The organism is Epibacterium sp. ABV4_022 (assembly GCF_056159345.1).
In genome coordinates this window covers 2,054,119-2,080,904 of the sequence record NZ_JBSWVA010000001.1, presented here as the reverse complement: position 1 = coordinate 2,080,904, position 26,786 = coordinate 2,054,119, and the positions used below count along the sequence as shown (strand labels likewise).

Genomic DNA, 26,786 nt, shown 5'->3' with positions numbered 1-26,786 from the left:
TCTAGAAATAGTCGATCGAGACCTGCATCAGGCGCTCGACCTCCCGCACGTCCGCCGCCATGGCAAAGAGGGCAATCGTATCCCCCGCCTCGATCCGCAGGCCCCCCGTGGGGCGCATGACCTCGCCGTTCTTGCTCACCGCACCGACCAGCACGCCTTCCGGGAAATCAATGTCCCGCAAGGCCTGACCGGCCATGGGCGACGTCGAGAGCACCTCGGTCTCGATCACCTCGGCCTCGGCATCGCCGATGGAATAGACCTGCCGGATCCGCCCGTAGCGGATATGGCGCAGGATCGAACTGACGGTGGTGGCGCGCGGGTTGATGTGGGCGTCGATGCCGAGATGCGGCAGCAGAGGCAGCAACGTGGGGTCGTTGATCAGGGCGATGGCAAAGGGGCAGCCCTCGGCCTTGGCCCGCACCGCCGCCAGCATGTTGGTCTTGTCATCATCGGTCACCGCCAGCATCGCATCGGCCTTGTCGATCCCGGCCTCGATCATCAGCCCGCGATCCAGCCCGTCCCCGTTCAGAACAATGGTACGCTCCAGTTCTTCGGCGGCCTTCTCGGCGTGTTTCCGGTTCATCTCGATCATCTTGGCCCGGGTGCGACCGGCGCGCCCTTCAAGCGCCTTGGCCACTTCCAGCCCGACATTGCCGCCGCCGACGATAACGACGCGCTCTTGTCGTTTCTCTTTCTTGCCAAAGACTTCCATGGTTCTGTTCACGTCGTCCGCGTGACAGAAGACATAGGCGGCATCGCCGACAAACAGCTGGTCCCCCGGTTCCGGCGCAAACAGGCTGCCATCGCGGCGGATGCCCACCACGATCGCCCGCAGGGTCGAGAACAGCTCGGTCAGCTGGCGCAGCGGTGTGTTCACCACCGGGCATTCCTCATCGATGTGGATGCCCAGCAACTGCGCCCGCCCCTCCATAAAGACTTCGGTATCAAAGGCCGCCGGCGCGCGCAGGCGCTGCATGGCGGCTGCTGCCACCTCGCGCTCCGGGCTGATGACCACGTCGATCGGCAGGTGGTCGCGACGATAGAGGTCGGAATAGATGGCGTTGAGATAGCTTTTGGACCGCAGCCGCGCGATCTTGCGCTGGATGGAGAACACCGAATGCGCCACCTGGCAGGTGACCATGTTCACCTCATCCGAATGGGTGGCGGCGATGATCATATCCGCATCCCGCGCCCCGGCCCGATCCAGCACATCCGGATAGGAGGCAAAGCCCGCAATCCCCTGAACATCAAGCGTATCCGTCGCGCGACGCACCAGATCCGGATTGTTGTCCACAACGGTGACATCATTGTGCTCACCCGACAAATGCCGCGCGATCTGCCAGCCGACCTGCCCGGCGCCACAGATTATTACCTTCATCGATCCGCTCTCCGGGCGCTGAAATGCCTGATTTGCATGACAGATGGCTTGGGCAGGGTCAATTCAATTGTCCTTGCCGCAGAGGCCGTCCTCAGACCGCTGTTTCCTCATTCTCGACCCGGGCGATCCGCGTGCCGGCCTTGTTGGAGGTCACCACGCCAAGCGACTTCAGCTTGCGATGCAGCGCCGAACGTTCCATGCCGACAAAAGAGGCCGTGCGGCTGATATTGCCGCCAAACCGGTTGATCTGGGTCAGGAGGTATTCGCGTTCAAAGGCTTCGCGGGCCTCGCGCAGCGGCAATGTCGCCAGGGCACCGGACAGGACGACACGGCCTTCTGTTTCGACCTTTTCCTCTTCGCTGGGCAGATCCTTGGCCTGGATCGGCTCGGAGGTTTCTCCAAGGATCAGAACACGTTCCACCAGGTTCTTGAGCTGGCGCACATTGCCGGGCCAGGTCATGGTCTGCAAAAGCGCCACCGCGTCATCGCTGAGCGCCCGCAAAGGCAGGCCCTGGGATTTGTTGAAACCTTCGATGAAATACTGGGCCAGCAACGGAATATCCTCGCGTCGTTCGGACAGGGCCGGTACGCAGATCGGCACCACATTCAGGCGATGGTAGAGTTCCTGACGGAAGTTCCCGTCAGTGATTTCCTGTTCCAGATCACGGCTGGTCGCGGACACCACCCGCAGGTCGACCTTGATCTTCTCGGTTCCGCCAACCCGCACAAACTGCTGATCGACCAGCACCCGCAGGATCTTGGACTGGGTGCCCGACGGCATGTCGGCAACCTCGTCAAAGAAGACAACGCCGCCATCCGCCTGTTCCAGCAGCCCCGGCTCGATGCCGCGCTCGCCGCTTTCACGGCCAAACAGGACGTCCTCCATCCGCTCCGGCTCGATACTGGCGCAGTTCACCGTCACAAACGGAGCACCGGCCCGGTTCGAATTGGAATGGATGTAGCGCGCCGCGACCTCCTTGCCGCTGCCCGCAGGGCCGGTCAGCATGACGCGGCCATTGGATTTGGTCACCTTGTCGAGCTGCCCGACAAGCGTGCGGAACGCGGGCGATGTGCCCACCATATCCGCTGCGCCCACATCCTTGCGCCGCAGGTCGGTGTTCTCGCGCCGCAGCCGCGAGGTTTCCATCGCGCGGCGAATAACGACCATCAACTGGTCGATATTAAAGGGTTTTTCGATAAAGTCATAAGCGCCCTGCTTGATCGCGGCGACCGCGATCTCGATATTGCCGTGACCGGAAATGATCACCACCGGCACCTCGGGATAGTCGCGTTTGACGACCTTCAGAATATCGATCCCGTCCATCTGACTGTCCTTCAGCCAGATGTCGAGGATCAGCAGCGAGGGGCGCGCGTCCTCAAAGGCTGCCATGCATTCTTCCGAATTCGCAGCCTTTCGCGTGGCGTAGCCCTCATCCTCCAGAATGTCCGAAACCAATTCCCGGATGTCACGTTCATCGTCAACAATCAGAATGTCACTCATGTCAGCCCTGCTACTACGGTTTGTTTGTGGACGGTACTGTCCGGCGCGAACGCCGGGAGGCGGATGACCGCCATGGCACCTGTGTGGCGATTTCCGTCAAAGAGCGGCGCGTCTTCCAGCGCCAAGGTGCCGCCATGCTCTTCGATGATCTTCTTGACGATCGGCAATCCGAGCCCGGTGCCTTCGTCGCGGGTGGTCACATAGGGTTCGAACAGCCGTGCCCGATCTGCTGGCAGACCGACCCCGTTGTCGGCAATCGTGATCACATGACCCAGCGCATCAGATTGCACCTGCACCCGGATCTCTGGTGCATAATCCTCTGGCGCGCCTTTTTGTTTCAGCGTTTCCGTGGCTTCGCCGGCGTTCTTGATGAGGTTGGTCAGCGCCTGCCCGATCATTGTCGCATCGACATCGACCTTGAGCTCTTGCTCCGGCAGATCAGAATGGATGCGCAAATCGGGTTGGCCGGCCTGCTGCAACAACACCGCCTCCTGCACCAGTTTGCCCAGATCTTCTTCGCGACGGTCCGGTTCGGGCATACGCGCGAACTTTGAAAACTCATCCACGATACGGCGCAGGTCATTGGTCTGACGCACGATCACATCCGTCATGGATTGCAGCTGATCGCTGTGATCCTCTCCCAGTTTGGGGGCGAATTTGCGCTTGATGCGCTCCGCACTGAGTTGAATTGGCGTCAGGGGGTTCTTGATTTCATGGGCAATCCTGCGCGCCACGTCCCCCCAGGCCGCCATCCGCTGCGCGCTGACCAGGTCCGTCACATCATCAAAGGCCACAACATAGCCCTCGAGATCATGCTCGCCCGAACGCCGACGCGCCATGCGCACCAGGAGGTTCTCGAGGCGGCCCTGGCGCGTCACCTTGATCTCGCCCTGCGCCACGCCGGACCCGCTTTCGATCAGGTCGTCAAACAGGGGGCCGAACTCCGGCACCGCAACCGCCAGCGCCACGGATTGCTGGTCTTCCTGCCAGTCCAGCAGGCGTTTGGCGGATTTGTTGACAAAGGTCACACGCCCCTTGGCATCCAGCCCAACCACTCCCGAGGTGACGGAGGACAACACGGAATCAAACAGGCGGCGACGCTGTTCGATCTGCCGGGTATTCTCCAAAAGCGTTTCCCGCTGCGCCTGAAGTTGCTGCGTCATCTGGTTGAAATACCGGCTCAATTGCGCAATCTCGTCATCGCCTTGCTCTTCGGTGACCTGCACGCTGAGGTTACCGGCCCCGACCCGCTGCGCAGCGACAGTCAAACGCCCGACCGGGCGCGACAGGCGTTCGGCAAACCACATGCCAAGCCACATCGCCGCGAGGATCAGGATCACCGCGAATCCAAGGTACAAGAGCCCGAATTCGAACAGCACCCGGCCCCGTTCGCTCTCCAGCTGCTGATAGAGATGCGCCGTTTCCTGCGTGTCGTCGAGCAGCTTGAGCAGTTCGCCATCGACATCGCGGCTGACGTAGAGATAGCGGTCAACAAAGGCATTCAGACGCACGAGCGCACGAAATTCGCTGTTCTCCCAGTCCTGAATCACATGCAGGCCGGTTTCTTCTGCCGCGCCGATATGATCCAACGTCGGCATCTCGAAATCAAATTCGTAGGAGCGTTCGCCCCGGGTCTGAATCACCCCGGTTCCGTTGATCACATAGGCCTCTTGCAAGCCACGCTGGATCTGAAGCTGCCCCTGCGACAGAAACTGACGCAGCTCGCCGTCACTCATAAAGAAATTCTTGGACCGGCTGTGATCCAGGAAGCGCGCCAGCGCCAGCGCGTCCTGCTCCAGATCCTGGCGTTGCTGGCGCTCGTAGGCCTCAGCGGCCTTGACCGAATTGCCGATCGCGTCGCGGACGCGATCCGAAAACCAGCCCTCCAGCCCCACGTTCACCGTCAAAACTGCAAAGACCGCGACCGTTACGGTTGGCACAAGGGCCAAGAATGCAAAGGCACCGATCAGCCGCAGGTGCAGCCGTGAGCCGGCCGATTTTTCACGACGCGCCGCGATCAGGCGTCCGATCTGGCTCAGCACCATGGCGGCGATCGCCAGCACATAGACCAGATCAGCGAGTAGAATCAGTCGCAGCGCCGGGGAGCTCGCCCCTTGCCCAAACGGACCGATCACCAGGAAGGTAACCATCGCCATCGCCGGGCCAAGGAACACCAGCCCAAGCGTGGTGAAGTTGCGCGCCCTGCGCGATTTTCGCCAGCGATCCAAGGCTGCAAACCAAAGATACACCGAGCGGATATGTGACATCTGCGCCACCGCCTGCCCCCAGCTGATGTTGGGCGTTTCTCGCCCACCACATGATTTCGCGGTCCGCCATGCGCCTTCTGGCGCCACGGACACGCTTCTGTGGCGAGATTACATCAGTTTGCGACGGCGTGTCACCTCAATATCGAGATCCGTGATTTTCTTGCGCAGCGTATTGCGGTTGATCCCCAGCAAATCGGCGCATTTGGCCTGATTTCCGCCGGTCGCGGCCAGCGAAATCTCGATCAGAGGCGTTTCAACTTCCTTCAACAAGCGGGCATAGAGCCCGGGGGGCGGCAGCATGTCTCCGTGCAGGTCGAAATAGCGCTGCAAATGCCGCGCCACCGCATCCGAAAGCTTCTCATTGCTGGCGCCGCCCCCCATCACGGGCTCGACCCCGGTGGTCTGCGGCCCCAGCGCCGCGGCAACCTCGCCCTTGCCGATCTCTTCGCTACGTGCCGTAAGCGCAAGCCTTTTCACAATATTTTCCAGTTGCCGCACATTCCCCGGCCAGGCGTAATGTCGCAAGAGATCCCGGGCGTCCTCGCTCAGGACGCGACGCGCGGCCCCTTCGCTCTCTGCGCGCAGCAGGAAATGCTCGCAAAGCAGGGCAATATCTTCGACCCGATCCCGCAGCGCCGGGACGACAAGCTCCGACCCGCAGATCCGATAGTATAGGTCCTGGCGCAGCGCGCCGTCGTCCAACTGCTCAGCAAGATCTTGCTGACTGGTGGTGGCGATGAACCGGGGGGCATGATCGCCAGGGGAATCCATCATCCGAACCAGACGCGCCTGCGCCTCATCCGTCAGATCCACCAGCTCATCAATCAGCAGCGTGCCGCCCTTCACCTGGGCAAGCAGTCGCGAAGGGCCCTCCAACTCGATCAGATCCGCCGCATCGGCGACCACAAACGGCAGTGTGCGCCGGTCCGAAAAATCGTGAATTGCACGTGCAATCAACGACTTACCAGTGCCACTTTCCCCCGTGATCAGCAGCGGCATATCAGTGTTCATCACCCGTGCGATCAGACGATAGAGCGTCTGCATCACCTCGGTGCGCCCCACCAATGGCAGCTCATCCGGGCGCTCCTCCGGCACTTCCACCTGACCGGCAACCTGCGCGCTGCGCTTCTCCGTCAGCGCCTTGGCGGTGCGCTTCATCAGTTCAGGGAGATCAAAGGGCTTGGGCAGGTAGTCGTAGGCCTCCGCCTCGGCAGCCTTGATCGCTGTCATGATCGTGTTTTGCGCCGAGATCACGATGACCGGCAGACCCGGACGGTCCTGGGCGATCTTCGGCAGCATCTCCAGCCCGTTCCCGTCCGGCATCATCACGTCCGAGATCACCACATCGCCCTTGCCTTCGCCAACCCAGCGCATCAACGTCGTCAAGGAAGAGGTCGCATGGACCTTGCAGCCCGCCCGGGTCAAGGCCTGGGTGAGGACTGTGCGGATCGTACGGTCGTCATCTGCCACAAGAACGGTGCCGTCCATGTCTTTGTTCTCCTGAGTTATTTCTGCTCTCGCGGTGCACGCGACAGCGACAATCTGAAGGTGGTGTTCCCAGGTTCGGAACGCACCGAAATCCAGCCGTTGTGGTCGCCGATGATCTTGCTGACCAAGGCCAGACCAAGGCCGGTGCCGTTCTCCTTGCCGGAGACGAAGGGTTCAAAGATGTCCTCGCGGATACTCTCCGGCAGGCCAGGTCCGTCGTCGCTGATCTCGATCTGAAGCGGCAACAGCTTGCCTTGCCCATCACTGCGCCGCAGGCGGAAGGAATGCTCATAGAACGTGCGTACCGTGATGGTGCCGCCGGTCGTCCCCGCCGCCTCGGAGGCATTCTTCAGAAGGTTCAGCACCACCTGCAACAGCTGATCCGTGTCTCCCCATGCCAGTGGTAGCGAGGGGTCGTATTTCTCGACGATTTTCATATGGGCGCCAAACCCCAACAGGGCCGAGCGGCGCGCGCGGTCCAGAACATCATGCAGGTTGACCGGTTTGAAGTCGGGCTCCGAGAGGTTTCCGAATTGCTCCACCTGTTCAAGCAGCTTTACGATCCTGCGGCTCTCACTCACGATTAGGTCTGTAAGTTCAAGGTCATCGGGCGCGAGGTTCATGCTCAACAGCTGCGCCGCACCGGTGATCCCTGCCAATGGATTCTTGATTTCATGCGCGAGCATCTCTGCCATGCCAATGGCCGACTGGGCGGCAGATTTTGCCGAATGGGTCTGTGTCATCCGCCCCGCCAGCTCGCGCGGCGACAGCATCAGGAGCATATGGCCGGGATGTCCGTGCAGCGGCGCGATCTGGACCGCGCATTGCAGCGGCGCCCGTTCGCGCGCGCCCACATCGACATCGTTCACAAACAGCGGCGTGCCCTGTGCGCGCGCCTTGTCAAACGCGGTTTCAATCGCGGCTTCTATCGCGACCTTCTGCCAGATCCGCTTGCCGATCAGAGACTTGCGGGAGGAATTGATGAATCCTTCGGCGGCGGAGTTCACATCCACGATGCAGTTTTCAGCATCAACCAGAAAGGCTGGCACCGGCAGCGACGCCCAGATGGCACATTCGGTGCTGTGGGGAACATCAGCAGCATTCATGCCGCATCCTCCTGCGTCTGATCCTGCAATGCCGCGGGCAGCAAGCGCAGCACCTCTGCCGGGGTCTTGGCGGTCAGAACCTCACGCCGCAGGGCTGTTGGCGTGCCTGCCTCATCCATATACCAGCCTAGGTGTTTGCGCGCGACACGCAGGCCCAGATCCTCGCCATAGAACTCAAGCATCGCCTCGTAGTGCCTTGATACCATGTCGACAAAATCCCCTTGGGTGGGAATATCAGGTGCAGCACTGCCCCAGAGCTCATGCGCGACCTGCGCCAGCAGCCAAGGCTTGCCCTGCACGCCTCGCCCGATCATCACGCCATCTGCGCCAGAGGCACGCAACGCCTGCTGCGCGGTGGCTGCATCGACAATGTCGCCATTGGCCAGCAGCGGCACGGAGACCGCGTTCCGAACCTCGGCAATCGCCGCCCAATCGGCCTGCCCCTTGTAAAACTGGCAGCGCGTGCGGCCGTGGATGGTGACCATCTGCACCCCGGCGTCTTGCGCCCGGCGCGCCACATCTGCGGCATTCAGGCAATTGTCATCCCAGCCGAGCCGGGTTTTCAACGTGACGGGCACATCAACGGCCTCGACCACTGCCTCAATGAGCGACAGCGCGTGATCCGGCGTCTTCAGGAGCGCCGAGCCGGAATACCCGTTGGTCACCTTCTTGGCCGGGCAGCCCATATTGATGTCGATCATGCGCGCCCCGCTGCCCGCGACCCGCCGCGCGGCTTCGGCCATCCAATAGGCCTCTCGTCCGGCGATCTGGACGGAGGTGTTTTCCACATCCGCGCTCAATTCTGCCTTTTCGCGCACGCCGGGCTTGGCCTGCACCATTTCCTGACTGGCGACCATTTCGCTCACCACAAGGCCCGCACCAAAAGAGCGCACCAGATCGCGGAAGGGACGATCCGTGATGCCAGCCATCGGCGCCAGCGCCACAGGAGGATCGAGATGTGTGGGTCCGACTGAGAAGGACAAATGCTTAATCCTTGTGCATATGAGTGTTTATTAGCTTGAAACGGAGCTATGCTCCATTCCAACACGCCATTCCAGCCCGGCATATCGGGTGTGTTGCCTAATTTTTGTGCATATCACCTCGGGGCGTTGCCAGTTTATCCACCGCACCGTAAACACGCCGAAAGATTGCCCCAGCTCAGGACGTGTCTCTCGCCATGACCATCGCCGTTTTGATTGTTGCCGCTGGCAAAGGAACCCGCGCCGGCGGCGGCATGGCCAAACAGTGGCGCCCCTTGGCGGGGCAGCGGGTGATCGACTGGACCATCGCAGCGTTCAAACGTGCGGGCTGCGACACGATCATGGTGGTGCGCGATCCGGAGAATGAGCACGCGGCAGAGGCGCTCGCAGGTCACAATAATCTTCTGTTTGCCGATGGTGGCGCTGACCGGTCAACCTCGGTCCGCAACGGGTTGATCGCGCTCAAAGATCACGGCATCACGCGCGTCCTGATCCACGATGCTGCCCGCCCCTGTGTGAGCACGCAGGTGATCCATGAAACACTCACCGCTCTGGATCACGCCCCCGCCGCCGCACCGGGGCTTGCGGTGACAGATGCGCTTTGGACCGGGGCTGAGGGCCATGTCACCGGCACCCAGGACCGCAACGCCTTGTTTGCCGCGCAAACCCCGCAGGCGTTTCATTTTGACGCAATCCTTGCGGCGCATCTTGCACTGGATGAGGTGGCGGCAGACGATGTGGAGGTCGCGCGAAAGGCAGGGCTACCCGTCCGCATCACACAAGGCGACGTCAACAATATCAAGATCACCCGGCCCGAGGATTTTGCCCGCGCCGAACATATATTGAGGAGCAGCATGGACGGCATTCCGGATATCAGACTGGGCAACGGCTACGACGTTCATCGTTTTGGCCCCGGTGATCACGTGATCCTCTGCGGCATAAAGGTCCCCCATGACCGCGGCTTGCAAGGCCACTCGGACGCCGATGTGGGCATGCATGCGGTGACGGATGCGCTCTATGGGGCGATGGCGGAGGGCGATATCGGACGTCACTTCCCGCCCAGCGACCCGCAGTGGAAAGGTGCTGCGTCAGAGATTTTCCTGCGTCATGCGGTGGATCTCGCCCGCTCCAAAGGCTTTGTCATCAGCAATGTCGACTGTACGCTGGTCTGTGAGTTTCCCAAAATCGGCCCCCACGCCGAGACCATGCGCACGCAAATGGCCAAGATCATGGGGCTTGATCGTGACCGCGTGTCGGTGAAGGCCACAACATCCGAACGTCTGGGCTTTACCGGCCGTGGCGAGGGGATTGCGGCGCTTGCCACCGCAACGCTGGTGCGCACATGACACTTCCACAACTCCTTGGAACCTGTTGTGGTGTCGGATATCTACGCCCTGCCCCCGGCACCTGGGGATCGCTGGTCGCGCTGCCCGTGACCTATGCGCTGCATGTGGCTGGTGGCTTTCCTCTGCTGGCGGTGATCACGGTCCTCGCGATCCTTGTTGGCCTCTGGGCCGCCACAGAGATGACTCGCGGTCAGGAAGATCTGGATCCATCGGAATTTGTACTGGATGAACTTGCCGGGCAGATGCTGGCGCTCTGGGCGATCTCGCTGCCTGCTTGGATGAAAGGTCTGGATATCACAGCGCTTTGGCCCGGTTGGGTTGCAGGTTTCATCCTGTTTCGCCTCTTCGACATCTGGAAACCGGGGCCTGTTGGCTGGGCGGACCGCAAGAAAGGCCCGTTTGGTGTGATGATGGATGATGTGATCGCCGGGGTCATGGCCGGGATTGGCATCGCCCTTCTGGCGGGGTTCTCGCATGGGGTGCTTGGGCTATGAATATCAACACCTTGTTGGATCTTGCTAAAGCGCAAGGCGCAACCCTTGCCACCGCTGAGAGCTGCACCGGAGGCATGATCGCCGCCGCGCTGACGGATATTCCCGGCTCTTCTGAGGTGGTGGACCGGGGGTTTGTCACCTACTCCAACGCGGCAAAGATGCAGATGCTTGGTGTAAGTGCTCAAACACTCAAGGATTTTGGCGCGGTGAGCGAAGAGACCGCGCGTGAGATGGCCGAGGGCGCGCTGCGCGCAGCGGGAACCACCTTTGCGGTGTCCGTCACCGGCATCGCTGGGCCCGGGGGATCAGAGCACAAACCCGAAGGGCGCGTCTGTTTTGGTCTAGCGCAATCCGGCGCAGAGACGGTGACAGAACTGGTGGATTTTGGCCCGCTGGGACGGGACAAGGTGCGCCTTGCCAGCCGGGATCATGCGCTTGCAATGCTCCAGCGCGCGTTGGAGCGGCGCACCGCCTAAAACGCCAAAATCCCCTTGTTAGAGCCTGATATCTTCAGCCATAGAGCTCTGCTGCGCGGCGTTCAAACGCGCGCACGATCCGCTGCATCGCCTCGTTGAAGACGACACCGATGATCCCCTGCAACACGGCGTTCTTGAACTCGAAATCGACAAAGAAACTCACGTCACAGCCGCCATCCGCACGATCGGCAAACGCCCAGTTGGACTTCATGTAGCGAAACGGCCCATCGAGGTATTCGGTATCGATCTTGTGTTCATCGGGGTGCAGCACCACGCGGCTGCCAAAGCGTTCCCGAAACACCTTGAAGGAAATCACCAGATCCGCCTCCATCACCTCGGATGCACCCTGCGGCGTGCGACTGCGGATGCGCGCGGCGGCGCACCACGGCAGGAATTTCGGGTATGATCCCACATCTGCCACCAGATCATACATCTGCTGGGCGCTATAGGGCATCGGGCGGGTTTCCGAATGTGTTGGCATCTCAGCTCAATTCGTCTTCTGTACAGGTGGCGCGTGGTGTCCTATGAACGCGTGCGAAATTCAAGGGGGCAAGCATGTCAGAGCGACCATATGTCATTGATGTAATGATCTCGGCCAAGGCCATCGCTGCACGAATCGAAGAGCTATGCGGCGACATCACCGCCGAGTTTGGCGACACCGACAAGCTGGTGGTCGTGGGCCTGTTGCGCGGCAGTTTCGTGTTCATCGCCGATCTGGTGCGAGAGCTGGACCTGCCGATCGAGGTGGATTTCCTTGAGGCGTCCTCGTATGGCGACGGTATGGAAAGCAGCAGAGAGGTGCGTATTCTCAAAGACTTGCGCGGCGCAATTGAAGGGCGCGACGTGCTGGTGGTCGAGGATATCGTCGACACCGGTCACACGCTGAATCACGTGATCTCCCTCCTCAAGAGCCGCAAGCCCGCGCGCCTCAAATCCATCGCCCTGCTCGACAAACCCTCCCGCCGCGAGGTGGATTTCCGCGCCGACTGGATCGGGTTTGAAATCCCGGATGAATTTGTCGTGGGCTATGGCATCGATTTTGCGCAGCGCAATCGCAACCTGCCCCACATCGGCAAGGTCCGCTTTACCTGAGCCTGTTGTGCCAACGGGCCGAAGCGCGCCGGTTCAACCTCTGTGACCGGCGGCTACCCCAAGACGCTGTAAATGGACCTCAGAAATATGCCGCTGCCGATCGGGATCAGCGCGTCAGGGAAATCATAGTCCGGATTGTGAAGCTGCGGATGACCCTCTCCGGCGCCCAACCAGAACATCGCGGATTTCGCCGAATGGGCAAATTGGCCAAAGTCCTCGGAAAACGCTTGCGGATGATCGCAGAGCGTCACCGGGACGTCCCCTGCGCGGCAGGCCGCCTCGATCACGGCCACCGCTTCGGGCGCATTGGTGCAGGCCTCAAAGACGTCGTGATAGGTGATCTGATGCGAAAGCCCGTGTTTGGTCGCGCAGGCGGCAACCCGGGATAAGAGCGCATCGGTCAGCGCCTGCATTCTCTCGTCTGTCACAGTGCGCAGGGTCACCCAGAGCTCCGCCACACCCGGTGCAACGCCAAAGGTCGGCTCGCCCAGTTTGGCATGAGTCACGGTGGTGAGCGCGTACTCTTCATCCAGATCGCCGCCGGTGCCAAGAGCGGCCAGATCCTGCATCAGCACCGCCAGCGCCGGAGCCGGCGACACCCCGTCCTGCGGCGCCGCAGCATGGGAGGTACGCCCCTGCAACCGGATACGCGCACCGCGAGAGGCACAATTGGCAGCCGCCCTGGGCAGGGATACCGCCCCGAGTTCAAGCCCCGGAAGATTGTGCAAAGACAGGACCATATCCGGCGAGATTGCTGCAAACTTGGGATCAGCCCGATAAGCGATCGCGCCTTCTCCGGTTTCCTCGGCCGGCTGGAACATCAGCACCACGCGCCCGGACTGGGGGCGGCGCTCGGACAGCGCCTCTGCCACGGCAAGCACCATGACCATATGCCCGTCATGCCCGCAAAGATGCGCTGAACCAGGCACTTGTGACGCATAGCTCAGGTGGGTTTGCTCAGGGATCGGTAGCGCGTCCAATTCACAGCGGATGGCCAGAGTCGGCCCTGGCTCCTGGCCCTGAAACACGGCGGCCACACCATGCCCTCCGAGACCCGTCAAAATCTCGTCCGGCGCATAGCCGCCAAGGATCTCGACCACACGGGCTGCGGTTTGTTGTTCTGCGCCAGACAGTTCCGGCGCAGAGTGAAACCCATGCCGCAGCGCGGTCAGGCGGCCCAGCTGGTCCGGCGTCATGCCAGTCCGAGCTTGGCGTTCCGCGCCGACCGCAGTTTCGCAAAGTCATCGCCGGCATGATAGGAGGACCGGGTCAGAGGCGTCGCGGAGACCATCAGGAACCCTTTGCCATAGGCGGATTTCTCATAGGATTCGAACTCTTCCGGCGTGACAAACCGATCCACCGCGTGGTGTTTCGGCGTCGGCTGCAGATACTGGCCGATGGTCAGGAAATCCACATCCGCAGCGCGCATGTCGTCCATCACCTGTTTCACCTGCGGAGCCTGTTCGCCCAGCCCCACCATGATGCCCGACTTTGTGAAGATGCTCGGATCCAGCTCCTTGACCCGTTGCAACAGGCGCAGCGAGTGGAAGTAGCGCGCGCCCGGGCGAACCTCGGGGTAAAGGCCGGGCACGGTCTCAAGGTTGTGGTTGAACACATCCGGTTTCGCCTCGACGACGGCCTCCAGCACCTCGGGGGCACATTTCAGAAAGTCGGGCGTCAGGATCTCGATCGTGGTCGAGGGGGAGCGATGCCGCACCGCACGAATGGTCTGGGCGAAATGCTCCGCCCCGCCATCGTCGAGGTCGTCGCGGTCCACCGATGTGATCACAACGTGATTGAGGCCGAGTTTCTGCACCGCATGTGCGACGCGCCCCGGCTCAAAGGCGTCAAGCGTATCGGGCCGGCCGGTTGCAATGTTGCAGAAGGTGCAGCCGCGCGTACAGATCTCGCCCATGATCATCATGGTGGCGTGGCCCTGGCTCCAGCATTCGCCGACATTCGGGCAGCCCGCTTCCTCGCACACCGTGACGAGGTTGTTCTCGCGCATGATTTTATGAGTCTCGGCATAGCCCTTGCCGCCCGGCGCCTTGACGCGGATCCAGCTTGGCTTCTTCGGCTGAGCATTATCGGGACGGTGCGCCTTTTCCGGGTGGCGCTGCTCCGGGATCTTCAGATCTCGCACAGGGTCTTCCTTGTGACTGCGGCAGGTACTGGAGCGTAACATAACAGTACCGGTGGACCACGGCCAGTGCTGCATGGCCGGTTTGAGCGTGGTGCAACCAATTGCCTTTAAATACCTAATCCTGCCACCACGGCGCCGAAACTGCTGACGCGCCGACCGGGACAGCCCGTGCCACAGCGACCGGCGTCACCGCGTTTACAGGTGAAGCTCGAATTTCGTTACGAAATGGGCCGTCGCCAAATCAAAACCGCTCTTTCTGTGGTTCTTCAGCCCCGTTGATTTCGTTCGGACAGATCTTTGATTTCGACATGCCAAAAACCACCTGTGATTGCACAATCTATAATTCCATCAAACCCAAACCTCTAAATACCCCACATTTGTTCTCCATTCGCCCCAGGGCCCAAATAATTCTTGCGTGATTATTCTGGCGTGTGAATTGCCGTTTCTTTTATGGAGCTGACCGAGTGTGATTTTTATCAGCCAATCATCTGACTTTGCGGGGGTAGCGCGCTGTAGTATTCGTGCAGCTGCGCCAATGCGATGCGCAGCACGATTTTGCCCGACCGCGCTGACCAGCCCAGCTCCCGTTCCGCGGCCTCCAACCCCTCCAGATGACAGCAGCACCGCAGCGCGATGTCGTTCAACCCGGGACCAAGCGCACAGAGCGCGTTTGACGCACGCTGAAACGCCTCCTGCGCCGGTCGATGCAAGTCTTGCCGTTCCTGATCAGAGCCCTTATCGGCAAAGACCGCTTGTTCCCGCGCGACATGCTGGCCGATCTGCGCCAGTTCAAAGTCTTCTCGTAACCTCTCGCCCGCTCTGATCATTTCTGGGGTGAGGAAGGGGTTTCCATCGCGATCCGTCAGACGCGCCAGGACCTGCAGCGGTGTTTCCTGGATACCGTATCGCGGCCGGCGCTGGGATGTCCGGTCATCGGTGTCATGGGACGCAATCACCCCGGCCACACCGGATTGGGTCAGGCTTTCCTGACGCCTGCGGCGACGCTGCTCTGCGGCGGCCAGCAGATCCGCCAGGGCCTGACGCCCCTCCTTGGTGATGCGATACCGATACACGCGCCCGGAGGCAAAACAGGCAATCCAGTCGCGCAGCGCCAGCACCTCGGCCAGACCGCGCGCGACGACGGTCTTTTGGATCTCATCATCCAGTTCGCGCAGGATGAGCACCTTGGGCATATCCCGGCTGGCCGCAAGCACCGCCCCGGAATGCGACAGCAAGGTCAAACAATGCACCGTATCCTCTTCGGAAAAATACGTTTTTCCGCAAGGACCCTCTTTGTTGCAGGGGCGATCATAGAAGACATCCGTCAGGCGCTGCAATGCCCCGTCGACCAGCAGATCCTCGCGCAGTGTCTCCATCCGTCGGATCTGTCGCAACACCGTGGACGCATGACAGTCCGCCTTGCGGGCCAGCTCCCGGATCGAAACCTGTGCCACGGTATGTTCCAGATAACGACGCACCTCTACAGAAACCCAATCCGGCAGCTCCGGTCCGGTCACCTCATCCATAATTGACCCCCAATAGAGTTCCGGGACACAGATGGCAGAGGCGCGGCGACAGGATGTCACCGGGTGTCTCCTCCCTTCCCGCGAACGATTGAATTATGACGGCCGTGAAACCTTGCCATAGATTATCAAATCTATTGAAAATGCACCGTTCGCTGCTTTGCCCGTTTCCGCAACACCCGCTGGGGTTGAGTATTATTCCCCTGTTGTTCACAGGTTAATAGGGGAATGTCATGCAGGATCTTGCCACACGTCTCACCACGCTCAGCCGGCCGCGCCTTCTGTCCCGGGCGGCGCGTATCGGCGCCAGCGAGTATTCCCGCTCCCGTGACCTGAAACGTCTGCTGGGGGCGAGCTGCCCCTCACGACCGGCGCCGATCCTGATGCGGCTGCTCGATCTCGAAGCGCATCAGGAAGCCGCACGAAAGACCCGCGACCCGGGGTATTCCCTGGTGCGTCACGTGGACGTGCTGATCGCCCTGGCTGCGGAAAGCCGGCTGTTCCTGACGACTCGGGCTGCGGGCACTGGCGCGTTGCAAACAGACGCGCAGTAGGCGGGTGACAACAAAAACGGCGCCACAGGGGCGCCGAATTTGAATCATATAAAGATGTCGCCGACTGGCTTACATGAAGGCATCCGGCATCGAGGCTTTCTTCTCCGCGACATAGGCCATAAGGGCCTCGCGGATTGCGGGATCCATCTCTGGCTGCTTGTAGGTCGCAAGCAGGTGATCCACGCGGGAGGAGGCGAGCTTGTAGGTGTCGCGCGCGCCCTCTTCTTCCCATTGTTCGAAGGGCTTGTAGTCGAGCAGTTCGGATTTCCAGAACGCGGTTTTGAAGTTCGCCTGGGTGTGGGCACAGCCGAGGTAGTGACCACCGGGGCCAACCTCGCGGATGGCGTCCATGGCCTGATGGTTTTCGTCGGCGAACACGCCCTTGGCGAGGCCATGCAGCACACCAAGCTGATCGGCGTCCATCACGAATTTCTCGAAATCGGCAACCAGCCCACCTTCGAGCCAACCGCAGGAGTGCAGCATGAAGTTGACACCGGCAAGCAGCCCCATGTTCAGCGAGTTCGCGGTCTCATAGGCGGCCTGCGCATCCGGCAGTTTGGAGCCGCAGAACGACCCGGCAGAGCGGAACGGCAGGTTCAGGCGCCGCGCCAGCTGGCCGGCACCATAGGTCACCAGCGAGGCCTCGGGGGTGCCGAAGGTGGGCGCACCGGAGTTCATGTCGATCGAGGACACAAAGGCGCCAAAGATCACAGGCGCGCCCTGACGGATCAGCTGGCTGTAGGCGACGCCGGCCAGAACCTCTGCCAGAACCTGGGTCAGCGTGCCCGCGACGGACACCGGCGCCATCGCGCCGCCAACGATGAAGGGCGAGATGATGCAGGCCTGATTGTTCTGCGCGTAGATTTCCAGCGCGCCCATCATCACTTCGTCGAAAGTCATCGGCGAGTTGATGTTGACCAGCGAGGTGGTCACGGTGTTTTCCTGCACGAAATCCTTGCCGAACAGGATCGAACACATGTCGACGGTGTCCTGGGCGCGGCTCGGTTCGGTGACCGACCCCATGAAGGGTTTGTCACTCAGCTCCATATGCGCCATCAGCATGTCCAGGTGACGCTTGTTCACCGGCACATCGGTGGGTTCGCACACGGTGCCGCCGGAATGGTGCAGCCACTTGGACATATAGCCGAGTTTCACGAACTTCTGGAAATCTTCCAGCGTCGCATAGCGGCGGCCACCATTGGCATCGCGCACGAAGGGCGGACCGTAGATCGGGGCCAGCACAAGGTTCTTGCCGCCAATGACCACGGATTTCTCGGGGTTGCGGGCGTGCTGGGTGAACTGGTTCGGTGCGGTTTCACAGAGTTTGCGCGCCAGACCACGCGGAATGCGCACCCGCTCGCCCTGCACGTCGGCCCCGGCTTCGCGCCAGCGGTCCAGAGCGGCCGGATTGTCGACGAAATTGACGCCGACCTCTTCGAGAATGGTCTCGGCGTTGGTCTCGATGATCTGGAGCGCTTCTTCGTCCAGCACCTCGAAGTTCGGAATGTTCCGTTCGATGTATTTCGCTGTCTCGATCTTGACGCTGGTCCGTTCCGCGCGACGGGCGGCGCCTCCGCCTCCCCGGCTGCGGCGACGTGGTGCTGCATCTGTCATTGTTATACCTCGCGACAGTATGAATTCTGTGCAGACTAATTATCGAAGCAATTGCTGGCACCGTCGAAGGATAACGGCCATTCTCGCATAAATACGACATCCCGACATGGATTTTGCGGCTTTGCACTCGGATTTTGCGCCCCCGCCGCGCCCGGCACGTCCCCCGCCCGCCGGCATTCGCGCGAAAACCCTCTCGGGGACCGATCTGACCTCTTGCCAGACGTCCCGCCAGACCCTAAGAGCCAAGCATGACCGAGACAGCCCATGACCGCCTCTTAATCATAGACTTCGGCAGCCAGGTAACGCAGCTCATCGCGCGTCGCCTGCGTGAGCTGAGCGTCTATTGCGAAATCCACCCCTACCAGAATGTCACCATGGACTTCGTGCGCAAGTTTGCGCCCAAGGCGGTGATTTTCTCTGGTGGTCCTGACAGCGTGACGCGCGAGGGATCGCCCCGTGCGCCGCAGGAGATTTTTGACTACGGCGTGCCGATCCTGGGCATCTGCTACGGTCAGCAGGTGATGATGCACCAGCTCGGCGGCACCGTTCTCTCCGGTCATGGCACCGCGGAATTCGGCCGCGCCTATGTGACGCCCACCGAAGAGCGGATCGACATGCTGAGCGGCTGGTTCCTCGATCAGACCGAACAGGTTTGGATGAGCCACGGCGACCATGTCTCTGAAATCGCACCTGGTTTCAAGGTCTACGGCACCTCGCCCAATGCGCCTTTTGCGATCACGGCGGATCTGGAGCGCAACTTCTACGCCGTGCAGTTCCACCCCGAAGTGCACCACACCCCGAACGGCAAGACGCTCTATGAGAACTTCGTGCGTCTGGCCGGGTTTGAGGGCGACTGGACCATGGGCGCCTACCGCGAGCAGATGGTCGAAACCATCCGCCAACAGGTCGGCGACAAGAAGGTCATCTGCGCCCTGTCCGGCGGCGTCGACAGCTCGGTCGCGGCGGCCCTGATCCACGAGGCGATCGGCGACCAGCTGACCTGCGTGTTTGTGGACCATGGCCTGTTGCGCAAGAACGAGGCGCAAGAGGTCGTCGGCATGTTCCGCGATCACATGAATCTTCAGGTGATCCACGCGGATGAGACCGAGCTGTTCCTGGGCGAACTCGAAGGTCAGTCCGACCCGGAAACCAAGCGCAAGATCATCGGCAAACTGTTCATCGACGTGTTCCAGAAATACGCCGATCAGATCGAGGGTGCCGAGTTCCTCGCCCAGGGCACGCTCTACCCGGATGTGATCGAGTCGGTCTCCTTCTCTGGCGGACCGTCCGTGACGATCAAATCGCACCACAACGTCGGTGGCCTGCCCGAGAAAATGGGCCTGAAACTGGTGGAGCCGCTGCGCGAGCTGTTCAAGGACGAGGTCCGCGCCCTGGGGCGTGAACTGGGCCTGCCCGACAGTTTCATCGGACGGCACCCCTTCCCCGGCCCCGGTCTGGCAATCCGTTGCCCTGGCGAGATCACCCGCGACAAGCTGGACATCCTGCGCGAGGCGGATGCGATCTACATCGACCAGATCCGCAAGCACGGTCTCTATGACGAGATCTGGCAGGCCTTTGTGGCGATCCTGCCGGTGCGTACCGTGGGCGTGATGGGCGATGGCCGCACCTATGATTATGCCTGCGCGCTGCGCGCGGTCACCTCGGTGGATGGCATGACGGCGGATTACTACCCATTCAGCCATGAATTCCTTGGTGAGACCGCCACGCGGATCATCAATGAAGTCAAGGGCATCAACCGCTGCACCTATGACATCACCTCCAAACCTCCGGGCACGATCGAGTGGGAATAACCCCCCCCCCTCTGAAACACCCCGAACACCGATCAAAACCCCGGCCTGCAAAGCGCCGGGGTTTTGCGTGTCTATTTGCGGAGAATTTATCTTAAGCCGGTCAACCCGCCCTTAACCCCGCCGGGGTAGAAACAGGGGACATCTCTCAAGCACCCGTTTCCGACGGTGCCAACCCAAAAGGCGGCACATGATCATCTGTCACACGCAGCGGCTCATTTTTGTAAAAACAAAAAAGGTCGCGGGGACCTCCTTTGAAATCGCGTTGTCCGGGCTTTGCGGGCCGGATTGCACCATCACCCCGATCTCTCCGGTGGACGAGGAGATGCGGCGGCAGTTGGGCTGTCGCGGCGCACAGAACTATCAGACCCCTGTCTGGCAGCTTGGTGCGGGACGCGGCGAATTCCGATCACCCGCGACCTTCTACAACCATATGCCCGCCCCCGACATTCAGGCGGCGGTGCCGGCAGAATTGTGGGAGAGCTACCGAAAGGTGACCCTGGTGCGCAACCCGTATGACGTGGCGATCTCCATGTACTTCTGGCAGGACCATGTCAGCAATCTGGCGGCGCAGGGGGTCGATTTTGGCCAGTTTGTCGCCGCCCTCGGCGATGGTCTCAACTTCAACGACCAGATCGCACCGCTGGAAGGCCCCGCACGCATGGATCACTACCTGCGCTACGAGCACCTCCATGACGACATAGATTCCCTCGGGATCAAGGGGTTGGCCGATGTTCTGGATGTCCTCAAGAGCAAGGCGGACATTCGCCCCAAGACCGGGACCTCGATGCAGGACATGTATCAACGCCATCCGGAGGCCGCAGCGACCGTCGCACGCGCCTGTCGCGCCCAGATCGACGCCTTCGGCTATGCCCATCCGCTGCAATCCGCTGCCTGACCAAAGGACCTCCCCATGAGCCAAGTCTATTTCTCTCTCGCGGCCGGCCGGTCAGGATCTTCCTGGCTGGCGGAGTTCCTTAGCACCAACCTGGGCATCAATGCCATTCACGAACCGCTCGGGATCGAGGATTTCGGCACCCGCATGCCCGACATCCGCCTGATGCGCAGCTTCAACACCTACGGCTCAAACGCGGAGATCCGCGCGTTCTGGCAAAGCAAGCTGGACGCGTTGCCCCAGCAGACGCCCTACGGCGAAACCAATCACACGCTGGGGAAATGCGGTCTGATCGAGGCGCTTGTCGACCACCCCCGCAACGCCGACACCACGGTGATCGTGCTGCGTCGCGACCTGGCCCGGCAATGCGCCAGCTATGTCAATCGGCACGACTTCACCAATATCACCCTGCTGTGGCAATGGTATCTGGCGCCGCAATACCCCAACAGCATGGTCAGCGCGGTGCCGTTTCTACCGATGGGGCCGGTTGGGCATGCGATCTGGTACACGTTGGAAATGGAATGCCGCCAGACCTATTACGAGCGCGTTTTCGGCGACCGCATCCGGTTTGTCCGCGCGCAACTCGAAGAGATCACCCGCCCGCAAGGCGCCGCCGCGTTGCTGAGCGCGCTTGGACAGGACACCGCGCCGGTCTTGCCGCCCAAGAAAAACGCCAATGCCGTCGCCACCTCCGATGAACTGGTGGATCAGATCGATATCGCAATCCGGCGGCATAAATTCGACCCGGAGGCGCTGGTGGACAAATATATCGCCGTCAACGGCTCACTCGACATGGCTGACCGGCAGGCTGCGGCCTGACCGGGGTTGACCCGGCACTGATTTGTCCCCCAATTGCACAGCAGAGCAGCAGGGGGACACCATGCAAGATCGTATCGCCGAAGCCGACGCCGCACGCGACAGCACCCTGCTGCGCGCCGCCACCTGGATGATCGGCGCCATCCTGTCGTTCTCCGCCATGGCGATCGCCGGTCGCGAGGCCAGCCTGTCGCTCGATACCTTTGAGATCATGATGTACCGCAGCCTGGTCGGCGTCGTGGTGGTGGCCGCGATGATCACCGCGCTGCGGCGCTGGCCCCAGGTCAGCACCGAACGGCTGAAACACCACGGCCTGCGCAACATGGCGCATTTTACCGGCCAGAACCTGTGGTTCTATGCGGTGTCAGCGATTCCGCTGGCGCAGGTCTTTGCGCTGGAGTTCACCTCGCCGATCTGGGTGATCCTGCTGGCGCCACTCCTGCTCGGAGAACGGCTGACGCGGATGCGCATGCTGGCGGTCAGCCTCGGGTTTGTCGGCATCCTCATCGTGGCCCGCCCCAGCCCCGCGACCTTCAATATCGGGCTCGCCTGCGCCGCCGGATCTGCCGTGTTCTTTGCCCTGACCAATATCGCGACCAAGCGTCTGACCCGGACCGAAAGCATCTGGTCGATCATGTTCTGGCTGACCCTGATGCAGCTGGTCTTGGGCATTCTCTTTGCCGGCTATGATCTGGATGTGGCCTTGCCTGATGCCCAGAGCCTGCCGTTCCTGCTGATCATCGGCTGCGCCGGTCTGAGCGCCCATTTCTGCATCACCAACGCGCTGTCTCTGGCGCCCGCTGCGGTGGTGGTGCCGGTGGATTTCGCCCGCCTGCCCTTCATCGCCCTGCTGGGCTGGCTGATCTACGGTGAGTCGGTCGAGATCTGGCTGTTCGTCGGTGCCGCACTCATCTTTACCGGGAATTTCATCAATATTGTATCCTCTCGGCAACAGTAGCCGGTTTCCCGCAAAAAGGTGACGTCAACTGCCGTCCCGTCAACATTGCCGGAACTGTCATATTGTCTTTACGCTCGGATCAGAATGCGCAGCGAAACAAAATTTCGCACGCAGCTGAGGGAGGACAAGAAATGAAGACTTATATCGCCGCATCCATTGCGACGACATTGCTGGCATCCACCGCCATGGCGGCGGGGCTGGATCGCACCGGTCAACCGGTAGATATCATTTTCGAAGAGGGAACCTATGCGGAGTTCTCCTTTGCCACCACATCCCCGGACCTGAACGGCAACGATCTTGCCACGTTCAACCCGGCGGAATCGGCAACCGGGAATATTGCCAACCGCTTCAACATGTTCGGCGGCGGTTTCAAGACCGATATCAATGATCGCCTGGCGCTGGCCGTGATTTTTGATCAGCCCTGGGGCGTGGATGTTGCCTATCCCTCGACCGGTGGCTCCGCCCTGCTGAACGGCACCTTTGCCGATGCGACATCAAACGCGATCACCACGCTTCTGCGCTACAAGGTGAACGACCAGTTCAGCCTGCACGGCGGTCTGCGCTATCAGGAGATCAAAGGCGATCTGGCCTTGTCCGGTGCGGCCTATGGCGCGCTATCCGGCTATAACGTCAATGTTGCAAACGAGGGCGGCTTTGGCTTCGTTGTCGGCGGCGCGTATGAGATCCCGGACATCGCCCTGCGTCTTGCTGTCACCTACAACTCTGAAATCACGCATGATTTCGAAGTGACCGAGAACTTCCCTGTGGCTCTGGGCGGCGCGTCCACCGTCACCGAGCACAAGACCAAGACGCCGCAGTCGCTGAATATCGACTTCCAGACCGGGATCGCTCAGGACACGCTGCTTCTGGCTGGCATCCGCTGGGTGGAACACAGCACCACGCGGCTTGACCCGGTGGCCGTCAATGCGGCCCTGCCGGTGCCGGTCGAGCTTATCACGCTTGACGATTCCATCACCTACACGCTTGGGGTTGGTCGCCGGATCAACGAAAACTGGTCCGCGTCGCTGGCATATATGTACGAGGATGTGGATGGGGATGATCTGGTGTCGCCCCTGGCGCCAACGCATGGCGCCCAGGCAATCCGCCTTGGCGTTCAGTACAAGAACGAGAACATCAAGGTCGCCGCGGGTCTGCGCTACACCATGCTGGATGATGCGTTTGCGGAAACCGGCACGCCGGATACCGCCCGGGCCAGCTTCAAGGACAGCGATGCGCTCAGCTTTGGCCTGAAAGTCGGCTTCTACTTCTGATCCGTCTTCGGATGTGACCACAGCAATCGCCCCTGGCCCTGTGCCGGGGGCGATCTGCTTTCTGGGCGCCCTTGCCGTCAACCGCAATTGACCTGCCGCGCCCGCCTGTCTAGCAAGGCGGGACAGACCGCGAAAAAGGCAGCAGTTTCATGCTTTACTCCTCCGCTCAGGCGTGGCGCGATGCGCCCTCAAAACGGGTTCTTTTCTTTGGCATGTCCGGCCTTGGGAAAACCTATATCAGCAACGTGCTGCGGGGCTCCGGGCAGTGGTTCCACTATTCCGCCGATTACCGCATCGGCACGCGCTATATGGGCGAATATATCGCCGACAATGCCAAGGCCGAGGCGATGAAGGTGCCGTTCCTGCGCCAGCTGCTGCTGAACGATTCCATTGATATTTCCTCCAACATCACCTTCGAGAACCTGAGCGCTGTGACCGCCTATCTCGGGGTGCCGGGCGATCCCGCCAAGGGCGGCCTGCCGATTGCCGAATATCACCGGCGACAGGACCAGTTCCGCCGGGCCGAGATCGACGCCCTGCTGGACACCCGCTACTTTATCGAACGCTCGGAACGCATCTACGGCTACCCGCATTTCATCTGCGATTCCGGCGGCTCCATCTGCGAATGGGTGGATGCGAACGATCCCAATGATCCGCTGCTGACGGAACTGAGCGCCCGGACCCTGCTGGTCTGGATCAAAGGCACCGAGGCCCACACGCAGGAGTTGATCCGCCGCTTTGACCGCGCGCCCAAGCCGATGGCCTACCAACCCGAATTTCTGACCCGCGTCTGGCAAGAGTATCTCGCTGAGAGCAAGATTTCCGACAGCGAGGTCGATCCGCATGCCTTTCTGCGCTGGACCTATGCCCAGGCGCTGGCGCACCGGCAGCCGCGATACGAGGCGATGGCCGCGCAATGGGGCGTCACCGTCACCGCCGACCAGATCGCACAGGTGCAATCAAATTCCGATTTCGAGGAGTTGATCTCATCCGCCCTTGAGGCCCGTTCGTAACAGTCCTATCTACCGGAGCCGGCCCGTCGGGCCCGAACCACCCCGCCCGCTATCGCCATCTGAAACCCTTCGCTAAGATTCCATCGTTCAAGATCCCGCCCCGAGACCACGGCACATTCCCAAAAAGGACCTGACATGCCTATCAAGATTCCCGCTGACCTGCCCGCCTACTCCGTTCTGTCGAACGAAGGCGTCATGGTCATGTCGCCGGATCAGGCCGCCCGTCAGGATATCCGCCCGATCAAGATCGGCCTGTTGAACCTGATGCCGAAGAAGATCCAGACGGAAAACCAGTTTGCCCGGCTGATCGGGGCAACACCGTTGCAGATCGAGTTCTCGCTGATCCGGATGACCGAGCATCAGACCAAGAACACCGCGGCGGCGCATATGGAGGAATTCTATCGTCCCTTCCAGGAGGTCAAGGATCAGAAATTCGACGGGCTGATCATCACCGGCGCGCCGATCGAGCATCTTGACTTTGAAGACGTCACCTACTGGCAGGAACTCTGCGAGGTCTTTGAATGGACCCAGACCAATGTGCATTCCACATTTGGCGTCTGCTGGGGCGGCATGGCGATGATCAACTACTTTCACGGCGTGCGCAAACATATGCTGGAGAAAAAGGCCTTTGGCTGTTTCCGGCATCAGAACCTGCGGCCGACCTCGCCCTATCTTCTTGGGTTTTCGGATGATTTCGTGATCCCCGTCTCCCGCTGGACGGAGATGCACCAATCCGAAATCGACGCGGCACCGGGGTTGCGCACCTTGCTCGGCAGCCCGGATGTCGGCCCCTGTCTGGTCGAAGACCCAGGCCATCGCGCGCTCTATATCTTCAACCACTTTGAATATGACAGCGACACGCTGAAGCAGGAATATGATCGCGATGTGGCCTCCGGCACGGAAATCAACGTGCCGCTGAACTACTATCCCGACGATGATCCCTCCAAGACACCGCTGAACCGCTGGCGCAGCCACGCGCATCTGCTCTATCGCAACTGGATTTCGGAGATTTACGAAACCACGCCCTTCGACGTGCAGAAGATCGGGCTGGAATCCACGGATCTGCGGGCCTGAGTGGTGCGCATGGGGGCACTTACCCTACTGGTTCTGGCGCTTGCGCTTGCGGCGGGCTGTGCCTCGCTGTCCTCCCGCATCACCACGCGGGAGGCGCGGGCGATGGCCGCCTATCCGCCACAGGGACAGTTCATCGATGTGCAGGGGCATCGGGTGCATGTGGTGGAACGGGGCCAGACCAGGGGGAGTGCTCCGGATCTGGTGCTGATCCACGGCTCCAACGGCAGCTCCCGGGACATGACATTCCGCCTGTCACCAGCGCTGGAGGATGCCTATCATATCCTGATCTTTGATCGCCCCGGCCTTGGCTATTCCGATCCGGTCAGCCCGACCGGCACCAGCATCCAGACCCAGGCGGAGATCCTGCAGGCCGCCAGCGCGCAGCTTGGCGTCAGCCGCCCGATCGTTCTGGGACAAAGCTATGGTGGCGCCGTCGCCCTCGCCTGGGCCACGCAGTTTCCCGAACACACGGCGGCGGTGGTCAATGTGTCCGGTGTCTCCCACCCCTGGGAGGCGCCGCTTCCGGCGTTCTATCAGCTCACCTCTTCGCGTCTTGGCGGCCAGCTGGTGGTGCCCTTGCTGACCGCGTTGGTGCCCCAAAGCTATGTCCGCAATTCGCTTGCCGAGGTCTTTGCCCCGCAGGAGGTGCCGGAGGGGTTCGCCGAGCATTTCGGGCTGGAGATGAGCCTGCGGCGGTCCTCGTTGCGGGCCAATGCGCGCCAGCGGGCCAACCTCCTGTCCGAGGTCGAGGCCATGGCGCCGCAGTATCCGGACCTGACCATGCCGATCGAAATCGTGCATGGCACCGCAGATACCACAGTGGGTATTTCCATTCACGCAGAGCGGCTTGTGGCCGATACTTCAACTGCGCGCCTGACGCCGCTCGACGGGGTCGGACATATGCCGCATCAAACCCATACCCAGGCGGTGGTGGATGCGGTGCATCGGGCGGCGCAGCGGGCTGGCTTGCGTTAAGCCCGTTAACATTG

The 26,786-nt window shown here is 61.2% G+C and carries 24 protein-coding genes; 13 read left to right on the top strand and 11 right to left on the bottom strand.

Translation table 11 applies throughout. From position 1 onward, the window contains the following. Position 1 precedes the first annotated feature (1 nt). The 6 genes from trkA to dusB form a co-directional block, all read right to left on the bottom strand. Positions 2-1,378 carry a Trk system potassium transporter TrkA gene (trkA, locus tag ACXAF5_RS09820; protein WP_239321521.1) on the bottom strand — a complete coding sequence of 459 codons (1,377 nt, stop codon included), beginning with the start codon at positions 1,376-1,378 and terminating at the stop codon, positions 2-4. A 91-nt stretch (positions 1,379-1,469) separates the two neighbouring features. Then, positions 1,470-2,879, bottom strand: a complete 1,410-nt coding sequence (ntrX, locus tag ACXAF5_RS09815; protein ID WP_474946454.1) for a nitrogen assimilation response regulator NtrX — start codon at positions 2,877-2,879, stop codon at positions 1,470-1,472. After that, entirely contained in the window at positions 2,876-5,155 is a 2,280-nt protein-coding gene (locus ACXAF5_RS09810; RefSeq protein ID WP_474946453.1) for a sensor histidine kinase NtrY-like, read from the bottom strand. The genes ntrX and ACXAF5_RS09810 overlap by 4 nt, the downstream gene beginning before the upstream one ends. A 99-nt stretch (positions 5,156-5,254) precedes the next feature. Then, the gene (locus ACXAF5_RS09805; RefSeq protein WP_474946452.1) at positions 5,255-6,634 is read right to left on the bottom strand and encodes a response regulator; all 1,380 of its coding nucleotides are present in this window, start codon (positions 6,632-6,634) and stop codon (positions 5,255-5,257) included. 17 nt (positions 6,635-6,651) lie between these two features. Beyond that, a complete protein-coding gene (locus tag ACXAF5_RS09800; RefSeq protein WP_474946451.1) occupies positions 6,652-7,740 on the bottom strand; it encodes a two-component system sensor histidine kinase NtrB in 1,089 nt (362 codons plus the stop codon). Next, the gene (dusB, locus tag ACXAF5_RS09795; protein WP_474946450.1) at positions 7,737-8,723 is read right to left on the bottom strand and encodes a tRNA dihydrouridine synthase DusB; all 987 of its coding nucleotides are present in this window, start codon (positions 8,721-8,723) and stop codon (positions 7,737-7,739) included. The genes ACXAF5_RS09800 and dusB overlap by 4 nt, the downstream gene beginning before the upstream one ends. Before the next feature lie 194 nt (positions 8,724-8,917). Between dusB and ACXAF5_RS09790 the strand changes: the two genes are divergently transcribed. The 3 genes from ACXAF5_RS09790 to ACXAF5_RS09780 are packed head-to-tail and all read left to right on the top strand — an operon-like array spanning position 8,918 to position 11,036. Further along, the gene (locus tag ACXAF5_RS09790) at positions 8,918-10,066 is read left to right on the top strand and encodes a bifunctional 2-C-methyl-D-erythritol 4-phosphate cytidylyltransferase/2-C-methyl-D-erythritol 2,4-cyclodiphosphate synthase (protein WP_474946449.1); all 1,149 of its coding nucleotides are present in this window, start codon (positions 8,918-8,920) and stop codon (positions 10,064-10,066) included. Further along, positions 10,063-10,560, top strand: a complete 498-nt coding sequence (locus tag ACXAF5_RS09785) for a phosphatidylglycerophosphatase A family protein (protein ID WP_474946448.1) — start codon at positions 10,063-10,065, stop codon at positions 10,558-10,560. Before ACXAF5_RS09790 ends, ACXAF5_RS09785 begins: the two co-directional genes overlap by 4 nt. Then, positions 10,557-11,036, top strand: a complete 480-nt coding sequence (locus ACXAF5_RS09780) for a CinA family protein (protein ID WP_474946447.1) — start codon at positions 10,557-10,559, stop codon at positions 11,034-11,036. Before ACXAF5_RS09785 ends, ACXAF5_RS09780 begins: the two co-directional genes overlap by 4 nt. 34 nt (positions 11,037-11,070) lie before the next feature. On the opposite strand, the gene ACXAF5_RS09775 is transcribed toward ACXAF5_RS09780, so the two are convergent. Further along, positions 11,071-11,517: a type II toxin-antitoxin system RatA family toxin gene (locus ACXAF5_RS09775; protein WP_239321539.1), complete on the bottom strand. Its 447-nt coding sequence runs from the start codon at positions 11,515-11,517 to the stop codon at positions 11,071-11,073. Positions 11,518-11,591: 74 nt separating this feature from the next. Here ACXAF5_RS09775 and hpt point away from each other — a divergent pair, with 74 nt between their 5' ends. Then, positions 11,592-12,128, top strand: a complete 537-nt coding sequence (gene hpt, locus ACXAF5_RS09770) for a hypoxanthine phosphoribosyltransferase (protein WP_239321541.1) — start codon at positions 11,592-11,594, stop codon at positions 12,126-12,128. Positions 12,129-12,181: 53 nt separating this feature from the next. Here the strand turns inward: hpt and ACXAF5_RS09765 are convergent, their stop codons facing one another. The 3 genes from ACXAF5_RS09765 to ACXAF5_RS09755 all read right to left on the bottom strand — a co-directional run bounded on the left by ACXAF5_RS09765 (position 12,182) and on the right by ACXAF5_RS09755 (position 15,857). Then, the gene (locus ACXAF5_RS09765; RefSeq protein WP_474946446.1) at positions 12,182-13,324 is read right to left on the bottom strand and encodes an amidohydrolase; all 1,143 of its coding nucleotides are present in this window, start codon (positions 13,322-13,324) and stop codon (positions 12,182-12,184) included. Continuing rightward, complete coding sequence (gene lipA, locus ACXAF5_RS09760; RefSeq protein WP_474946445.1) at positions 13,321-14,271, bottom strand: lipoyl synthase; 951 nt, start codon at positions 14,269-14,271, stop codon at positions 13,321-13,323. The genes ACXAF5_RS09765 and lipA overlap by 4 nt, the downstream gene beginning before the upstream one ends. A gap of 476 nt (positions 14,272-14,747) precedes the next feature. After that, a complete protein-coding gene (locus ACXAF5_RS09755) occupies positions 14,748-15,857 on the bottom strand; it encodes a DUF6456 domain-containing protein (protein WP_474946444.1) in 1,110 nt (369 codons plus the stop codon). 170 nt (positions 15,858-16,027) lie between these two features. On the opposite strand from ACXAF5_RS09755, the gene ACXAF5_RS09750 reads away from it, so the two are divergent. Continuing rightward, positions 16,028-16,348, top strand: coding sequence for a DUF6477 family protein (locus ACXAF5_RS09750; protein WP_474946443.1), 321 nt, complete (start codon positions 16,028-16,030; stop codon positions 16,346-16,348). A gap of 69 nt (positions 16,349-16,417) precedes the next feature. On the opposite strand, the gene ACXAF5_RS09745 is transcribed toward ACXAF5_RS09750, so the two are convergent. Beyond that, positions 16,418-17,962: a trimethylamine methyltransferase family protein gene (locus ACXAF5_RS09745; protein WP_474946442.1), complete on the bottom strand. Its 1,545-nt coding sequence runs from the start codon at positions 17,960-17,962 to the stop codon at positions 16,418-16,420. 248 nt (positions 17,963-18,210) lie between these two features. On the opposite strand from ACXAF5_RS09745, the gene guaA reads away from it, so the two are divergent. From guaA to ACXAF5_RS09705, 8 genes are all read left to right on the top strand, one after another. After that, entirely contained in the window at positions 18,211-19,773 is a 1,563-nt protein-coding gene (gene guaA, locus ACXAF5_RS09740) for a glutamine-hydrolyzing GMP synthase (protein WP_474946441.1), read from the top strand. Between the two features lie 187 nt (positions 19,774-19,960). Beyond that, on the top strand, positions 19,961-20,668 hold the full coding sequence (locus ACXAF5_RS09735; protein WP_239321552.1) for a sulfotransferase domain-containing protein: 708 nt from the start codon (positions 19,961-19,963) through the stop codon (positions 20,666-20,668). A 15-nt stretch (positions 20,669-20,683) separates the two neighbouring features. Beyond that, entirely contained in the window at positions 20,684-21,484 is an 801-nt protein-coding gene (locus ACXAF5_RS09730) for a hypothetical protein (RefSeq protein ID WP_474946440.1), read from the top strand. Positions 21,485-21,545: 61 nt separating this feature from the next. Beyond that, the gene (locus tag ACXAF5_RS09725) at positions 21,546-22,439 is read left to right on the top strand and encodes a DMT family transporter (protein ID WP_474946439.1); all 894 of its coding nucleotides are present in this window, start codon (positions 21,546-21,548) and stop codon (positions 22,437-22,439) included. A gap of 131 nt (positions 22,440-22,570) precedes the next feature. Further along, complete coding sequence (locus ACXAF5_RS09720) at positions 22,571-23,710, top strand: OmpP1/FadL family transporter (RefSeq protein ID WP_474946438.1); 1,140 nt, start codon at positions 22,571-22,573, stop codon at positions 23,708-23,710. A 149-nt stretch (positions 23,711-23,859) separates the two neighbouring features. Beyond that, positions 23,860-24,723 (top strand): ATPase, encoded by an 864-nt coding sequence (locus tag ACXAF5_RS09715; protein WP_474946437.1) that lies wholly within the window; start codon positions 23,860-23,862, stop codon positions 24,721-24,723. A gap of 135 nt (positions 24,724-24,858) precedes the next feature. Continuing rightward, complete coding sequence (gene metA, locus ACXAF5_RS09710; RefSeq protein ID WP_239321561.1) at positions 24,859-25,797, top strand: homoserine O-acetyltransferase MetA; 939 nt, start codon at positions 24,859-24,861, stop codon at positions 25,795-25,797. A gap of 9 nt (positions 25,798-25,806) precedes the next feature. Continuing rightward, positions 25,807-26,772 carry an alpha/beta fold hydrolase gene (locus tag ACXAF5_RS09705; protein ID WP_474946436.1) on the top strand — a complete coding sequence of 322 codons (966 nt, stop codon included), beginning with the start codon at positions 25,807-25,809 and terminating at the stop codon, positions 26,770-26,772. The last annotated feature ends 14 nt before the right edge of the window (positions 26,773-26,786 follow it).

Bases quoted from the DNA above. Each gene is read 5' to 3' on its own strand.
- trkA (WP_239321521.1), bottom strand. From the start codon at position 1,378: ATGAAGGTAATAATCTGTGGCGCCGGGCAGGTCGGCTGGCAGATCGCG.
- ntrX (WP_474946454.1), bottom strand. From the start codon at position 2,879: ATGAGTGACATTCTGATTGTTGACGATGAACGTGACATCCGGGAATTG.
- ACXAF5_RS09805 (WP_474946452.1), bottom strand. From the start codon at position 6,634: ATGGACGGCACCGTTCTTGTGGCAGATGACGACCGTACGATCCGCACA.
- ACXAF5_RS09800 (WP_474946451.1), bottom strand. From the start codon at position 7,740: ATGAATGCTGCTGATGTTCCCCACAGCACCGAATGTGCCATCTGGGCG.
- ACXAF5_RS09790 (WP_474946449.1), top strand. From the start codon at position 8,918: ATGACCATCGCCGTTTTGATTGTTGCCGCTGGCAAAGGAACCCGCGCC.
- ACXAF5_RS09785 (WP_474946448.1), top strand. From the start codon at position 10,063: ATGACACTTCCACAACTCCTTGGAACCTGTTGTGGTGTCGGATATCTA.
- ACXAF5_RS09780 (WP_474946447.1), top strand. From the start codon at position 10,557: ATGAATATCAACACCTTGTTGGATCTTGCTAAAGCGCAAGGCGCAACC.
- ACXAF5_RS09775 (WP_239321539.1), bottom strand. From the start codon at position 11,517: ATGCCAACACATTCGGAAACCCGCCCGATGCCCTATAGCGCCCAGCAG.
- hpt (WP_239321541.1), top strand. From the start codon at position 11,592: ATGTCAGAGCGACCATATGTCATTGATGTAATGATCTCGGCCAAGGCC.
- ACXAF5_RS09765 (WP_474946446.1), bottom strand. From the start codon at position 13,324: ATGACGCCGGACCAGCTGGGCCGCCTGACCGCGCTGCGGCATGGGTTT.
- ACXAF5_RS09750 (WP_474946443.1), top strand. From the start codon at position 16,028: ATGCAGGATCTTGCCACACGTCTCACCACGCTCAGCCGGCCGCGCCTT.
- ACXAF5_RS09745 (WP_474946442.1), bottom strand. From the start codon at position 17,962: ATGACAGATGCAGCACCACGTCGCCGCAGCCGGGGAGGCGGAGGCGCC.
- guaA (WP_474946441.1), top strand. From the start codon at position 18,211: ATGACCGAGACAGCCCATGACCGCCTCTTAATCATAGACTTCGGCAGC.
- ACXAF5_RS09735 (WP_239321552.1), top strand. From the start codon at position 19,961: ATGATCATCTGTCACACGCAGCGGCTCATTTTTGTAAAAACAAAAAAG.
- ACXAF5_RS09730 (WP_474946440.1), top strand. From the start codon at position 20,684: ATGAGCCAAGTCTATTTCTCTCTCGCGGCCGGCCGGTCAGGATCTTCC.
- ACXAF5_RS09725 (WP_474946439.1), top strand. From the start codon at position 21,546: ATGCAAGATCGTATCGCCGAAGCCGACGCCGCACGCGACAGCACCCTG.
- ACXAF5_RS09720 (WP_474946438.1), top strand. From the start codon at position 22,571: ATGAAGACTTATATCGCCGCATCCATTGCGACGACATTGCTGGCATCC.
- ACXAF5_RS09715 (WP_474946437.1), top strand. From the start codon at position 23,860: ATGCTTTACTCCTCCGCTCAGGCGTGGCGCGATGCGCCCTCAAAACGG.
- metA (WP_239321561.1), top strand. From the start codon at position 24,859: ATGCCTATCAAGATTCCCGCTGACCTGCCCGCCTACTCCGTTCTGTCG.
- ACXAF5_RS09705 (WP_474946436.1), top strand. From the start codon at position 25,807: ATGGGGGCACTTACCCTACTGGTTCTGGCGCTTGCGCTTGCGGCGGGC.